The 13491-nt window shown below is 63.4% G+C and carries 11 protein-coding genes and 1 pseudogene; 6 read left to right on the top strand and 6 right to left on the bottom strand.

The features are described 5' to 3' along the window. Positions 1-6 precede the first annotated feature (6 nt). Positions 7-426, bottom strand: coding sequence for a cupin domain-containing protein (locus DYST_RS12710; protein ID WP_239945995.1), 420 nt, complete (start codon positions 424-426; stop codon positions 7-9). A gap of 138 nt (positions 427-564) precedes the next feature. Here DYST_RS12710 and DYST_RS12705 point away from each other — a divergent pair. After that, positions 565-1651: pseudogene (locus DYST_RS12705) on the top strand (oxidoreductase). Positions 1652-1917: 266 nt separating this feature from the next. Here the strand turns inward: DYST_RS12705 and DYST_RS12700 are convergent. Next, positions 1918-2913, bottom strand: coding sequence for an aldo/keto reductase (locus DYST_RS12700; RefSeq protein WP_239945994.1), 996 nt, complete (start codon positions 2911-2913; stop codon positions 1918-1920). Positions 2914-3036: 123 nt separating this feature from the next. Between DYST_RS12700 and DYST_RS12695 the strand changes: the two genes are divergently transcribed. Continuing rightward, the gene (locus tag DYST_RS12695) at positions 3037-3936 is read left to right on the top strand and encodes a LysR family transcriptional regulator (protein WP_239945993.1); all 900 of its coding nucleotides are present in this window, start codon (positions 3037-3039) and stop codon (positions 3934-3936) included. Between the two features lie 8 nt (positions 3937-3944). Here DYST_RS12695 and DYST_RS12690 read toward each other — a convergent pair whose 3' ends face one another. After that, positions 3945-5987, bottom strand: a complete 2043-nt coding sequence (locus DYST_RS12690) for an amidohydrolase family protein (RefSeq protein WP_239945992.1) — start codon at positions 5985-5987, stop codon at positions 3945-3947. 225 nt (positions 5988-6212) lie between these two features. Here DYST_RS12690 and DYST_RS12685 point away from each other — a divergent pair, with 225 nt between their 5' ends. Then, complete coding sequence (locus tag DYST_RS12685) at positions 6213-6581, top strand: hypothetical protein (protein WP_102301457.1); 369 nt, start codon at positions 6213-6215, stop codon at positions 6579-6581. Positions 6582-6616: 35 nt separating this feature from the next. Here the strand turns inward: DYST_RS12685 and DYST_RS12680 are convergent, their stop codons facing one another. After that, positions 6617-7369, bottom strand: a complete 753-nt coding sequence (locus tag DYST_RS12680; RefSeq protein WP_239945991.1) for a glutathione S-transferase family protein — start codon at positions 7367-7369, stop codon at positions 6617-6619. Between the two features lie 28 nt (positions 7370-7397). Then, positions 7398-7808 (bottom strand): acyl-CoA thioesterase, encoded by a 411-nt coding sequence (locus tag DYST_RS12675; protein ID WP_239945990.1) that lies wholly within the window; start codon positions 7806-7808, stop codon positions 7398-7400. Positions 7809-7869: 61 nt separating this feature from the next. On the opposite strand from DYST_RS12675, the gene DYST_RS12670 reads away from it, so the two are divergent. From DYST_RS12670 to DYST_RS12660, 3 genes are all read left to right on the top strand, one after another. Further along, complete coding sequence (locus DYST_RS12670; protein ID WP_102301455.1) at positions 7870-8223, top strand: SMR family transporter; 354 nt, start codon at positions 7870-7872, stop codon at positions 8221-8223. Next, complete coding sequence (gene mdtI / locus DYST_RS12665) at positions 8213-8545, top strand: multidrug/spermidine efflux SMR transporter subunit MdtI (RefSeq protein ID WP_239945989.1); 333 nt, start codon at positions 8213-8215, stop codon at positions 8543-8545. The genes DYST_RS12670 and mdtI overlap by 11 nt, the downstream gene beginning before the upstream one ends. Before the next feature lie 572 nt (positions 8546-9117). Further along, positions 9118-11454, top strand: a complete 2337-nt coding sequence (locus DYST_RS12660) for a S9 family peptidase (RefSeq protein WP_239945988.1) — start codon at positions 9118-9120, stop codon at positions 11452-11454. 824 nt (positions 11455-12278) lie between these two features. Here DYST_RS12660 and DYST_RS12655 read toward each other — a convergent pair. Beyond that, entirely contained in the window at positions 12279-13490 is a 1212-nt protein-coding gene (locus tag DYST_RS12655; protein ID WP_239945987.1) for an ABC transporter permease, read from the bottom strand. Between the last annotated feature and the right edge of the window lies 1 nt (position 13491).

Here is a 13491-nt window from a genome sequence, read left to right as displayed (position 1 = left end):
TGCCGACTACTTCACCGGCTCGGCAAGCGGCTTGCCCTTGTCGATGATCCACGTGGAAAGCGCCACGCCGCCCTCGCTGCCGGGCGCGGCGGCCAGACTGTGCACGGCGCCACGCGGGTTGAAGAAATGATCGCCCGCCTTGAGCACCTGATCCGGCTTACCGCGCGTCTTGAGCACTAGATTGCCCTTGAGCACGTAACCCGATTCGTCGCCATCGTGGACGTGCCAGCCCACCATGCCGCCCGCGGGAATCTCCGCGGTGCCGAGGACGATCTCCGTGCCCGGCACGCCGCTTTGCTCATGCTGGTCGAGGATGGTCCGCTTAGGCTGGGGTGTGGCGGCAGCTGGCGCGTCCTGTGCCAGCGCGGTGGCGCTGATTCCCGTGCCAGCAAGCAGTGCAGCGATCACCAGTGAGCGGATCGACATGGCGGCTTCCTCGATGCAGACGGACTGGATGCGGATGCTGCACGCACGGGCGTCACGGTCGTGCGAAGCCGCTTTCGGGCGGGGTATCTGGGCGCTTGGCCTATCATGCGTGGTTTCAGGTCCACTCTGGCTTTCTCCATGAGCACTTCCACCGCCCCGCTGCGTGTCGCATTGATCGGTTACGGCTTTGCCGGCAAGACCTTCCACGCGCCGCTGATCCGCAGCGTGCCCGGCCTTGCGCTAAGCACGGTCGTCTCGCGTGACGCCGCCAAGGTGCATGCGGATCTGCCTGATGTCGACGTGGTCGCGAGTGCGGATGTGGCGCTGGCCGATCCTCAATTGGACGTAGTGGTGATCGCGTCGCCCGAATGACACACACGCACCGCTGGCGCGTGCGGCGCTGGAAGCGGGCAAGCACGTGGTGGTCGACAAGCCGTTTGCGCTCGATCTGGTGGAGGCGCGTGAGTTGGCGGCCATCGCGGAGCGGGAGGGGCGGGTGCTGTCGGTGTTTCAAAACCGGCGCTGGGATGCCGATTTCCTGGGCATACGGCAACTGATCGCGGAAGGGCGCCTGGGCGAGGTGACTCATCTCGAATCGCATATCGACCGCTTCCGCCCGCAAGTGCGCGTGCGCTGGCGCGAGCAGCCGGGTGCCGGCAGTGGCCTGTGGTACGACCTTGGGCCGCATTTGGTGGATCAGGCGTTGTGCCTGTTCGGCTTGCCGGATCGCGTATGGGCCAGCCTGGCGGTGCAGCGTGAGGGCGGTACGGTCACCGACTGGGCGCACGTGGTGCTCGAGTACGGTCAGCGGCGCGTGATTCTGCATGCCAGCATGCTGGTGGCCGGCGGCAGCCCGCGCTTTGTCGTGCACGGCACGCTGGGCAGTGCGGTGAAGTCGATGATCGATCCGCAGGAAACCCAGCTGCTTGCTGGCATGCGGCCGGGCGACGCGGATTGGGGTGTCGATCCCGACGATCTGCTGCTCTACGACGGTAGCGGCAACGTCGAGCGCGTGCCTTCGCCAAGGGGCGACCAGAGCCGCTACTACGCCACCTTCCGCGACGCCGTACTCGGGCAGGGCGACAACCCGGTGACGCCGCAACAGGCGATCACCGTGATGGCGGTGATCGAGGCTGCCATAGCGTCCGCTGCCGAAGGGCATGCAGTTGAGCTGGCGCTGAGCGCGGCGGAACGCGATGCCTGGGCATCTGCCGCTCATCGCTGATGACCCACGATGTCACGACGGCGTGAAGACGCGCGGAATGGACATCTATCCATCCGGCATGAAAAACATCAGGCATAAAAAAAGGCCCCCTTTCGGGGGCCTCGTGGGTCGGTTCTAGGGGGGCGACCGACCCTGGGGTACCGGAGTCCGTGGGAACGCCGGTAGACATAGATTGCCTGAGTGATTGGCGCAAAAATGTAAGCGAATTCCTACATGACTAGTAGGCGAGCAGATTGTCTTGTGTCAGGCAGTCCACGGCGACCGCATTATCGGTTCACTGCTTGCATCATCGGGCCCGCGTAGCGCGCACCGGCAGCGGCGTCGGGCGGGAACACGGCGTCGATCGTCTTCAGCTCTTCCGGGCTCAGCGTGAGATCCACTGCGGCGAGATTTTCGTCCAGCCGCCCGATGCGGCGGGTGCCTGGGATCGCAAATATGTTGCTGCCCTGCGCCAGTACCCAGGCCAGCGCGAGTTGCGCCGGTGTGCAGCCCTTGTCGGCGGCGATGGCCTTCACTTTTTCCACCAGCTCTAGGTTGCGGTAGAAGTTGTCGCCCTGGAAGCGCGGGCTCTGGCGGCGGTAGTCATCGGCCTCGAAATCTTCAGGGCTCTGGAATGCGCCAGTGAGGAAACCGCGGCCCAGCGGTGAGTAGGCCACGATGCTGGTGCCCGTTTTTGCGGAAGACTCGACCATGCCGTTCTCCTGCGGGTCGCGCGTCCACAGCGAGAACTCCACCTGCAGCGCAGCGATGGGATGCACCTTGGCTGCGCGCTCAAGCGTGGCGCCCGATGCCTCGGATAGGCCGAGGTAGCGCACCTTGCCGGCCTTCACCAACTCCGCCATCGCGCCCACGGTTTCTTCGATGGGCACGGTGGTGTCCACACGGTGCTGGTAGTAGAGGTCGATATGGTCCAGACCGAGGCGCTTGAGACTGGCGTCGCAGGAGGCCCGCACATACTCCGGGCTGCCGCTCACGCCGCGCACGGAGGGGTCGTTAGGATCGCGCACGATGCCGAACTTGGTGGCAAGAAACGCCTGGTCGCGGCGATCGCGGATGGCCTTGCCTACCAGCACTTCGTTGGTATGCGGGCCATACACATCGGCGGTGTCGAGGAAGTTGAAGCCACGCTCCAGTGCGTGGTGAATGGTGGCAATGGATTCGGCGTCGTCCCGGTCGCTGCCGTAGAACTCGCTCATGCCCATGCAACCCAGGCCGAGGACGGAGACGGAGGGACCATTCTTGCCGAGCTGTCGCATATGCATGGGGAGAGTCCTTAGTGCGGGGAAGAAACCGATGACGCATTCTTCGCCAAGACGCCATGCGGATAAATGCTCAATAATCGACATATCTGTTGTCGAATTGATCAACAATCGCTGGAGCTGGCCATGGACCGTCTGCAAGCCATGCGGGTGTTCACCCGCATCGTCGAACTGGGCAGCTTTACCCGCGCCGCCGATGACCTGAGCCTACCGCGCGCCACGCTCACCCACACCATCAAACGGCTGGAGGAGCACGTGGGTGCGCACTTGCTCCAGCGCACCACCCGCCGCGTGCGGCCTACCCGCGATGGCGAGGTTTATTACAACCATTGCGTGCGCCTGCTGGCGGACCTGGATGCGGTGGAGGCGGACTTCCGCGAGGCCGCCGTGGTGCCGAAGGGGCGGCTGCGCATCGATCTGGCGTCTTCGCTGGCTCGCAATGTGCTGATTCCCGCGCTGCCGGGGTTCTTCCAGCGCTATCCGCAGATCGAGCTGGATCTCGGCACCAGTGATCGTTTCATCGACTTGGTGCAGGAGGGTGTGGATTGCGTACTGCGCGCCGGCGACCTGCCGGACTCGACCATGGTCGGGCGGCGCGTGGCCAACCTGTCGCAGGCCACGGTGGCAAGCGCCGACTACGTGAAGCGCCACGGCGCGCCGCAGACCCTGGCGGATCTGCAGGACGGCCATCGGGCCGTGAACTGGGCATCACCGACCACGCGGCGTACGTCGGCACTGGAGTTCATGGTGGGCCGGCGCATGCGCGAGGTGAGCCTGCCGTCGTTGATCACGGTGAGCGGCACCGATGCTTACCTCGCCAGTTGCGAGGCGGGGCTCGGCATCGCGCAGTTTCCGCGTTACCGCGTGGGGGACGAACTCAAGCGCGGCAAGCTGGTGGAAATTCTGCCGTCGATGCCACCGCCGGCATTCCCGGTCAGCGTGGTGTACCAGTCGCAACGGCAATTGCCGCTGCGACTGCGCGTGTTCATCGACTGGGTGGCGGAGATCATGGGCACGCTCCGCTGAGCGTCAGCTCATTCTTCCCACGCAGGCCGCTTGCTGATGCCGCCTTCGCTGCGTAGCGCGTTAGCCTCCATCAGCTTGCCGTCCATCATCACCACGTCGGTATGGCGCAGGTCGCCGATGTTCGCGGCCGGGTTGCCGTCGACCAGCACCAGATCCGCCACCTTGCCGACCTTGATGCTGCCAGTGCGCTGATCGGCGCCGACCAGATGTGCGGTGGCGATGGTGGCGCTGGCGAGCGCTTCCTCGTTGGTGAAGCCCGCTTGCACGTAAAGCTCCAGTTCGCGCACCAGTTCCATGCCGGTGCCATCGGTGCCGGCCACGATAGGCACACCCGCCTTGTGCATGGCGCCCACCAGTTGCTGCAGCTTGGCGAAGCTGGCGCGGTAATCGGCGCGGGTGAGGTCCTTTGGCACGGTGAAACCGCCCTGGCGGAAGCCGCGTTCCACGGCCGGCGGCAGGGTGCCGACGAAGGGCGCATAGGACGGTGACAGATCACCGTTCTCCGGCACGTACAGGCTTTCGGCAATGACCAAGGTGGGGTCGGAGGTGATGTGCCGCTGGGCCATGGTGGCGATCAGCGATTTCATCGGCTCCTTGTCCAAGTCCACGTTGCGCGCATAACGGCCGGGGCCTTCGAAGCGACCCATGCCGTTGGATGTCTTCACCACGTCGTCCGGCATGGCCTGCATCATCACGAAGTAGATGTGGGTGATCTCGTCGTAGCCGTCGTCGATGGCGTCTTTCGGGCGCATGCCGGCAGGCAGGTGGCCGTGCACGTGCAGACCATCTTTGTGCGCTTCAGCTGCGGTGGCTTTTACCCAATCCGGATTGAACGTGCCGTAGATCTTGATGGCGTCGAAACCGTCGGCCTTGGCCTTGTCCACCAGTTTGATGGCTTCTTCCTGCGAGGTGGCCACCGTGCCGACCTGCGCGGTGTTTGGTCCCTTGCCGTCGATCAGCACCGAGGGATACACGTGCGGCCCCAGCAGCTCGCCTTTCGCGCGACGCTGTGCACGCGAAAGCGTCAGCTCGTTGTTGTTGCCTGGATCGCGCACGGACGTGATGCCGAGCGAGAGCAGCAGCGGGCCGGCGGCGTCATCGGGTACGTGCTGGTGCGAATCCCACAGGCCGGGCACGAGTGTCTTGCCGCTGCCGTCGATGACTTGCGCGTTCTTCGGCACCTTCACCGACGCGGCGTCGCCTACGGCCGTGATCACGCCCTTGTCGACGATCACCGTTTGGCCATCCGCAAAACGCGAGCCATCGAGGAAGGCGCGCACGTTGGTAAAGGCCACGGGGCCTGCAGGCGTTTTCTCCAGTCGGGGCACGATGGCCTTGGCGTGCTGCGCGAGCGCCTCGGTCTGGGCCTTTTCCAACGCGGGCAAGGCCGATTCATAGCCTGTGGGCAACCACGCCAATCCATCGACGAAGCCGAAGAAGTGGTTGTTCGCGTCTGCCCACACTGGCACCGGTGTATTGCTCAGCCCGCTGACCGCATACGCGGTCACCTGTTTCTTGGCGGCGCCGTCGCCCACGGTGACGGCGACGAGTTTCTCGGCGTGGGCCTTGCCGCCGGGCAGCAGGGCCAGGGTTTTGTCGGGCGCAGCGAGCAGGGCCTCGACCATGTCGGCGGTCACATCGATCGGGCCGCCGAAGGCCATGTACTCCGCCGGTGAGGCGTAGGGTGCGGAACCCGCGTCCACGGGACTCTTCCAACTGGCCTTGCCGTCCTTCACCGCGAAGGTTTCGCCTGCGTCGCCGTTGGGCGTATGACCGCGGATCACCACCGATGCGAGCATGCCGTCGTGGCCGGTGGTAGAGCTGCTATCCACTTCCGTGGCCATGCCGCGCAACAGCAGGCTGTCGCGACCCATGTGCGTGCCGTCGGCGGTAGTCCAGCGTGCGGACGTGCCGTGCTTGCCGGCGGTGGAAAGAATGGTGAAGTGCTGCGCGTTGGCTGGCGGCGTGGCCAGCGATTCAGTAGCTGCGGGGGTATCGGCCAGACAAGGCAGGGCCAGGGAAAGAGCGAACACGACGAACGGGGCGCGCATAGGAAAGCCTCCGAAGGGTTCGACGCACAGTATGGCCTCAGCGCGTGGCGCCCGGCAGCGTGCCAAATGGGCTATCGAAGCGGGCTTGTACCGTCATCCGTGTCGTTAAAGTTTGCGACGCCAGGGCCGATAACCGTGCCATACGCCGTCCCTGGGCGGCGTATGGCCTTGTTGCGGCGGCACCTGCCGCGACGCTGTCGTACCTCCAGATGGGAAGTGTTTCGCATGACCGCAAACAAGCCGCACGAGAAAGGGAATCGCGTGGATTGGGGCGACCCGCGTCTGCAGGCTCTGCTGCGCCGATCGGAGAACTGGAAATTGGACAACCGCGGTACGTACACGCCCAAGGACGTGCAAATCCATCTTGGCTGGGGCGCTTCTTCAGGGCGGCCGGCCATCCTGGTATGGGAACGCGACCAAGTCATGATGCTGGAAACGCGCTTCGCTATTCCCCTTGGCGAACAGGTACGCGTGGACGAACCGCTGGGGGAAAAACTCCGCAGCGTGTGGGGCCTCGTGGTGGAAGGTCGCGAAGGCTTCCGCGCCGAAGACCGCGCCAATGGCGTGCACCTGCACTGGCTTCATCTCCGCTGATAACGCGCACCCGACGCGGCCGCCGTCGCGTAGCGTCACTCCATGCGAGCCAAGCCCTTGCGCGGCGCGTGCGTGCCCATCGTCCATGAGGTGAGCGGCGCACCGGCCACCTGCAACGCGGCGCGTTGTTCGGTCACCGGCAGGCGCAACATGGTGTCTTCCCAATGGGCCAGACGCTGGAACACCGGCAACGCTTGCGTACGCGCGACCAACGCCGCCATGCGCGGCCAGCGCGCGGCATCGATGACATAACGCACGAACGACGCCGTGCGGAAGTACGAAGCGATGCTGATGTCCGCGATGGACAGATCGCCGAACACGAAACCCTCTTCCGGCAACTGGCTCTCCAGGTAATCGAGCGCTGCGGGAATCTCGACACTGCGTGCGTGCTCCACCATGGCGTCGTCGGCGTCCTCATGGAAGATGTGGCGCAGCACGGCCTTCTGATAGAACAGCTTCCACACGAGCACGTTGGCCAAGTGCGTGTCGCAGTACTCCTCCAGCCAACGCGCCTTGGCGCGTTGTGCGATATCTGCGGGATACAACGACGGCGTCGGGAAGCGGTCTTCCAGGTACTGGCAGATCACCGACGAATCGTTGAGCACCATGTCGCCCTCGATCAACACCGGGATGCGCCGCAGTGGGCTCAGCGCGCTGAAGCGGTCGTCACCCACGAATGGCGTGATCGGGTCGATCTCGTACGCCTGCCCCTTGAGCTCCATGCACACCAGTACTTTGCGCACATAAGGCGAGATGTAGTTGCCGATGATGGTGAAGTGTGACGGCATGGGCGAAGGCTCCGTGTGGATGAGAGACTTACTCGGCAGTGTCAGGCAGCGGCGGCACCGTGGCCGGCGCACCATTGGAATCGAGCGCCACCATCACAAAGCGGCCCGTGGTGCATACGCGGCGATCACCCGTCAGCGGATCTTCGGCGGTCAGTTCCACTTCCACCGTCATTGAGCTGTGACCCACGCGAACGATACGTGCAACCAGTTCGGCCAGCTGGCCCTTGCGCACCGGCACGCGGAAATTCACTTCTTCCGAGCGTGCAGTAACGACGGTACGGCGGGCATGGCGCGAAGCAACGATGAAGGCGGCCTTATCCATCCAGGCCAGCGCCTGTCCGCCGAACAACGTGCCGAGGTGATTGGTGTGGTCGGGAAATACCATCTCCAGCAGGCGTGCTTCTGGCAGGGTGGTGGTGGGGGACATGGCTTGGTTCATGGCGGAATCGGGGAATGCGAGGGTAGGATGGGGCAGTGGTGCAAGGAACGAGGAGAACCACATGCGCTATTGGCTCTTCATGGCCGTCGCTATTGTCACCGAAGTTGCCGGCACATTGGCGATGAAATACGGCACACATCACGGTTCGCAGACGCTGGGGCTCAGCGTGATGTACGTGATGCTGGTGCTGTCGTACACCAGCCTGGCCCTGGCGGTGAAGCGCATTCCCCTGGCCGTGGCCTACGGCGCATGGGAAAGCCTTGGCCTGGTGCTGATCACACTGTGCAGCGCATGGCTGTTCGCGGAAGACCTCAAGCCGGCCAAGTTGATCGCCATCGCGCTGATCATCGCAGGCATCGTGCTGCTGGAGCGTGGCACGGACGAAGCGCCGAAGGAGGGTGGCCATGCTTCCTGATTTCCAGCCGATTCACCTGCTGTATCTGGCCATTGCCATCGTGCTGGAGATCGCCGCCAATGTGCTGATGAAGCAATCGCACGGGTTCACTTACAAACGCCCGGCGGTGGCGGCTATTGCTTGTGCGTTGGCGGCGTTTACCGCGTTGAGTTACGCGATCCGAGGTATTCAGCTTTCCGTAGCGTATGGCGTGTGGGGTGGTGTGGGGCTTATCGCGACGACGGTGTTGGGGATGACGTTGTTCGGCGAGAAGCTTCGGCGGTCGGGGTGGGTGGGGTTGGTGTTGATTACGTCTGGGGTTTGTTTGTTGAAGTTTGCGTGAGGGGGATGGTGGTTTTCATCGGGCCGTCGCGTTGCGATGTGCAGCACCGTCGCACGAGCCGTCCGCTTTGGCCTTTGACCTTCGGGCCCCCTGTGCGGCGGTGAGGGGTGGACGAGAAGGCCCGCAGGGGGATCGGCAGGACGCCGATCACTTTTCGCCAGGGCAGGAAGCCCTGTCGAAAAGCCCGGCCGCCCCTCACGAACTGGCCGGCTTCGCCGGCCAGCGCCAAGTGGGGGTGCCCTTTCTTTGGGTTACTTTTCTTTGGGCAAGCAAAGAAAAGTGACTCGGCCTCCGGCAGGAGGTCGAAAGCCCGCCGCAGGCGAGCCAGATCGCGACAACGCGACAATCAAGCGAGAGCCAAAGTCACTGGACCCCTGCCTGCGCAGGGGTGACGACACAAACGGTGAGGCTAGATTGACCCCTCACGCCAACCCTCTCCCCAAAGGGTAGAGGGAGCAAAGCGGCGGCAATCCAAACCAATGGCATACGTCCCCACCCATCAGTAACACTACGATCAAAGGTCCGGCACACAACAACCCTGCCGGCACGCCATGATCGACTGGGGAGTAAGCATGACATTGAACACACGTAGCGCGCGCCTTGCTGGTGCGCTGGCATTGGGCGCGCTTTCGATGGGCGTGGCTGCACAGGGCCGCACCCTGACCAACGAGGATTACGCGCACGCCGAGCGCTACGTGGGTTACAACGTGACGCCGCTGGTCGATCACGCGGTACAGACCGTGACCTGGCTGGACGACACGCATTTCTGGTATCGCGACCACGATGCCAGCGGCGACCACTTTGTGCGCTTCGACGCTGCAACCGGCAAGGCGGAGCCCGCGTTCGACCATGCGCGACTTGCTGCGGCGCTGGGCAAGGTGCTCGACAAGCCGGTCAGTGCGACGAAGCTGGGTATCACGGGATTCACGGCCACGCTGGATGGCCGTCTGGATGTGAACCTGCGCGGCAAGCATTACCTGTGCGATATGAAGGGCAATGCCATCTGCATTGCCAGCCGCGATGAAAGCGTCGACGGCGTCGGTCATGAGCCGGGCGTGCTCTCGCCAGATAAGCGATCCGAAGCCTTTGTGCGCGATTGGAACCTGTGGGTGCGTGATGCGGCCACGGGCAAGGAAACGCAGATCACCCTCGATGGCGTGGAGAACTACGGCTACGCCACCGACAACGCGGGTTGGAAGCACACTAACAATGCCATCCTGGTGTGGTCGCCCGATTCCAAGCGCATCGCCACCTTCCAACAAGATCAGCGCAAGACCGGTGACATGGTGCTGGTCGGCACCAATGTTGGCCACCCCAAGGTGGAGAAGTGGAAGTACCCGCTGGTAGGCGACAAGGACGTGACGATGATCGAACGCGTGATCGTCGACGTCGATGCACGCAAGGTGCTGCGCCTGAAGATGGAGCCCGATCAGCATCGCTCCACCCTGTGTGACGACGTCAGCTGCGGGCGCGATGGCGGCTGGGACGATGTGCAGTGGGCGCCGGATGGCAGTTCGCTCGCCTTTGTGTCGTCATCACGCGACCACAAACAAGCGTGGTTCCGCGTGGCGGACATTCATACCGGTGATGTACGCACGGCATTCGACGAAAGCGTGCCCACCTACTACGAGAGCGGCAACGGCAAGGTCAACTGGCAATACCTGCCGGCCAGCCACGAAGTGGTGTGGTTCAGCGAGCGCAATAACTGGGGCAACCTCTACCTGTACGACCTGGACAGCGGCAAGCTCAAGCACGCCATTACTTCCGGCGAAGGCAACGTCACCGAGGTGCTGAAGGTTGACGCGACCACGCGCACGCTATGGTTCCGCGGCGTCGGCCGCGAGAAAGGCGTTGATCCGTACTACCAGCAGTTCTACAAGGTGAGCCTGGATGGCGGCACGCCTACGCTGCTCGCCCCGGAGCCGGCTGACCACAGCATCACACTGTCACCGGATGGACGTCTGTTTGCGGACGCCTATTCCACGCCGACCACACCTTCCGTCACCGTGTTGCGCAGTGCACAGGATGGCCATGTGGTGAACACTATCGCGAAGGCAGATACTTCACGCTTGCTGGCGACTGGCTGGAAAGCTCCCGAGCCGTTCACGGTGAAGGCGCGCGACGGCAAGACCGAGTTGTACGGCCTGATGTTCAAGCCCACGCATTTCGATCCGTCGAAGAAGTACCCGATCGTTGACTATGTGTATCCGGGCCCGCAAACCGGCTCCGTAGGCTCGCGCAGCTTCAACCCCGCACGCACTGATCATCAGGCGCTGGCGGAGCTGGGCTTTATCGTGGTCGCCATCGACGGGATGGGTACGCCGTGGCGCTCCAAGGCTTTCCACGACGCGTACTTCGGCAACATTGGCGATAACACCATGCCCGACCAAGTCGCTGGCCTGAAGGAACTAGGCAAGCGTTACGCGTGGATCGACATGGACCGCGTGGGCATGTGGGGCCACTCCGGCGGCGGCAATGCCACGGTGACGGCGATGTTCCGTTATGCGGATCTGTTCAAGGTGGGCATTGCCGAAAGCGGCAACCACGACAACCGCAATTACGAAGACGACTGGGCGGAGAAGTGGCAGGGCCTGTTAGTGGAAGGCAAGGATGGCAAGAGCAACTACGACGACCAAGCCAACCAGAACCACGTCGCCGGCCTCAAGGGCCATCTGCTGCTCGCCCACGGCACCATGGACGACAACGTGCCGCCGTACGAAACGCTGCTGGTGGTGGATGCGTTGATCAAGGCGAACAAGGATTTTGATCTTCTGCTGATCCCGAATGCGCATCATGGGTATGGCGCGGCGAGCAATTACATGATGCGGAAGCGGTGGGATTACTTTGTGCGTAACTTGGCGGGGGATGTGCCGCCGAGGGAGTATGAGATGAAGCCGCCGAAGGATTAAATGGGGTTGGGTTTGTCTTTTGTGCTTTTGTAGAGACGTTAGGTGTGCGGTGGGTTTTCGCTTTGCTCCCTCTCCCTTTTGGGGAGAGGGTTGGGGTGAGGGGGCGGGTGCTCGCCTTACCGTTTGGATGAAACCGTCATCCCTGCGAAGGCAGGGATCCAGTGACCTTGGCCTTTGGTTTTAGCGCTCCGGCGATCTGGCTCGCCTGCAGCGGGCTTTCGACCTCCTGCCGGAGGCCGAGTCACTTTTCTTTGCTTGCCCGAAGAAAAGTAACCCAAAGAAAGGGCACCCCCACTTGGCGCTGGCCGGTGAAGCCGGCCAGTTCGTGAGGGGCGGCCGGGCTTTTCGACAGGGCTCCTGCCCTGGCGAAAAGGGATCGGCCTCCTTGCCGATCCCCCCTGCGGGCCTTCTCGTCCACCCCTCACCGCCGCACAGGGGGCCCGAAGGTCAAAAGCGCCGAGCCGACGGCTCGTGCAGCTTTGCTGCACATCGCGTCGTGGCAGGTCGCGCTGCTCTTGCTCTAGGGCACAAAGCCAAGGCAGAAGAGAAAAGCGATGCCGTTACGTGGCGCGTTCTCCTCACGGATCGGGAAGCGTAGTGTCCCTTTCACCTCGCCCCAGGGGTGGGGAAGCGTAGCGTTCCCTTTACCTTGCCTCGGCGGTAGGAAAGCCTAGCCTGCCTTAAGTCCTCTCCGCATCGGCGCGTTGCGAAGCGCGCCGACGTACCCGCTGTGTCCCACGGGACTAGCTTCGCGTCGTATAGGCGAAGGTTGCCAAGCAACAAAGCACCGCGCCTCCGATGCACGCAAGAAAACAAACCCCCAACTATCCCCTCGTCGCCACCACCGGCGGCACCGTACTCGCCCGCAACGCCGGCCCCAACACCGCGGCCTGCCCTATCAAACACAGCACTAACGCCCCCGCCGGTACATAGAACCAAGGCAGTCGTTCCAGCGCATACCGCTCCATCAACAACATGTTGAGCCCGTATGCCAGCACCACGCCAAGCAGCACACCGGTGCCTACGATCACGAAATTCTCGGTCTGGAAGTAACGCAGGATGTCCTGTCGCGTCGCCCCTACGGCGCGACGGATGCCGATGGATCGGCGTCGCTGTTGTACCCAGAAGCTGGCGAGGCCGGCGATGCCTGCGGCGGTGACTAGCAGCAAGGCGAACGAGGCGGACAACAAGAGGGTGATCATGGTGCGATCACGGCGGAAGTAGTCGTCGCGAAGGCTGGTGAAGGTCTTTGGATTGCGCAGTACGCGATTGCTGTCGAGCGACGTGAGTACGCGCATGGCTTGCTGAAGTACGCGTTCGCGATCCTGCGGCGCACTGCGCATCACATAAGTGATGCTGGCCGTGTCGGGCAACATGGGAAAGAGCGTGACGTATCCGCTGCTCTCCGATTCGTCGAGGGTGGGCCGCAGCATCTGCTCCACCACGCCGACGATGCGGATGGGGCCGTCACCCGGGTAGATCACCTTGCCAAGCGGATCTTTGCCTGGAAATAGTTTCTCGGCGAGCGCGCGAGAGACGATGGTGGAAGGCACGTGGTTGATGCCCGACCAGTCGTGGGCGGCGTCGAGTGATATGTATTCCTCCGGCAGGAACTGGCGGCCGGCGACGAGGCGCAAACCTAAGGTGCGCAGTTCTTCCGGCGTGCCGCTATAGGCGGTGGCCGAGGTCATGGAGGGGCCGTTCGGCTCGAAGGAGATGCCGTTGCTCCAGTTGTTGCCGCTCAGCGGCAGGGAGTCCACTGCAGAGGCGGACTGGACGCCCGGAATCCCACGTAGTGCTGCCAGATCGGTGTCGTGTCTGGCTAACTGATTGGCTGATTCGTCGACGCTGGTGCTTTCGATCAGCGTGAGTTCGTTTTCCGCGATGCCGCTGGGCGCGCGCATCTGGGTCAGGCGATGGCCGATGATGGATGCCACGTTGCAGACGATGGCGCAGGTCAGTGCGACTTGCATCACGAGCAGGCCCACGGTGAGTTTGTGACGCGTCAGGCTGGCGATCAGCGGGGAGTGCGACATG

The sequence above is a fragment of the Dyella terrae genome (assembly GCF_022394535.1).
Taxonomy (GTDB): Bacteria; Pseudomonadota; Gammaproteobacteria; order Xanthomonadales; family Rhodanobacteraceae; genus Dyella.
The sequence above is the reverse complement of the archived record's forward strand: the minus strand, read 5'-3'. Positions and strand labels throughout refer to the sequence as shown.

Excerpts from the sequence above, each read along its gene's own strand:
- DYST_RS12690 (WP_239945992.1), bottom strand. The coding sequence starts at position 5,987 with ATGCGCGCCCCGTTCGTCGTGTTCGCTCTTTCCCTGGCCCTGCCTTGT.
- DYST_RS12655 (WP_239945987.1), bottom strand. The coding sequence starts at position 13,490 with ATGTCGCACTCCCCGCTGATCGCCAGCCTGACGCGTCACAAACTCACC.
- DYST_RS12700 (WP_239945994.1), bottom strand. The coding sequence starts at position 2,913 with ATGCATATGCGACAGCTCGGCAAGAATGGTCCCTCCGTCTCCGTCCTC.
- DYST_RS12695 (WP_239945993.1), top strand. The coding sequence starts at position 3,037 with ATGGACCGTCTGCAAGCCATGCGGGTGTTCACCCGCATCGTCGAACTG.
- DYST_RS12680 (WP_239945991.1), bottom strand. The coding sequence starts at position 7,369 with ATGCCGTCACACTTCACCATCATCGGCAACTACATCTCGCCTTATGTG.
- DYST_RS12710 (WP_239945995.1), bottom strand. The coding sequence starts at position 426 with ATGTCGATCCGCTCACTGGTGATCGCTGCACTGCTTGCTGGCACGGGA.
- DYST_RS12685 (WP_102301457.1), top strand. The coding sequence starts at position 6,213 with ATGACCGCAAACAAGCCGCACGAGAAAGGGAATCGCGTGGATTGGGGC.
- DYST_RS12670 (WP_102301455.1), top strand. The coding sequence starts at position 7,870 with ATGCGCTATTGGCTCTTCATGGCCGTCGCTATTGTCACCGAAGTTGCC.
- mdtI (WP_239945989.1), top strand. The coding sequence starts at position 8,213 with ATGCTTCCTGATTTCCAGCCGATTCACCTGCTGTATCTGGCCATTGCC.
- DYST_RS12660 (WP_239945988.1), top strand. The coding sequence starts at position 9,118 with ATGACATTGAACACACGTAGCGCGCGCCTTGCTGGTGCGCTGGCATTG.
- DYST_RS12675 (WP_239945990.1), bottom strand. The coding sequence starts at position 7,808 with ATGAACCAAGCCATGTCCCCCACCACCACCCTGCCAGAAGCACGCCTG.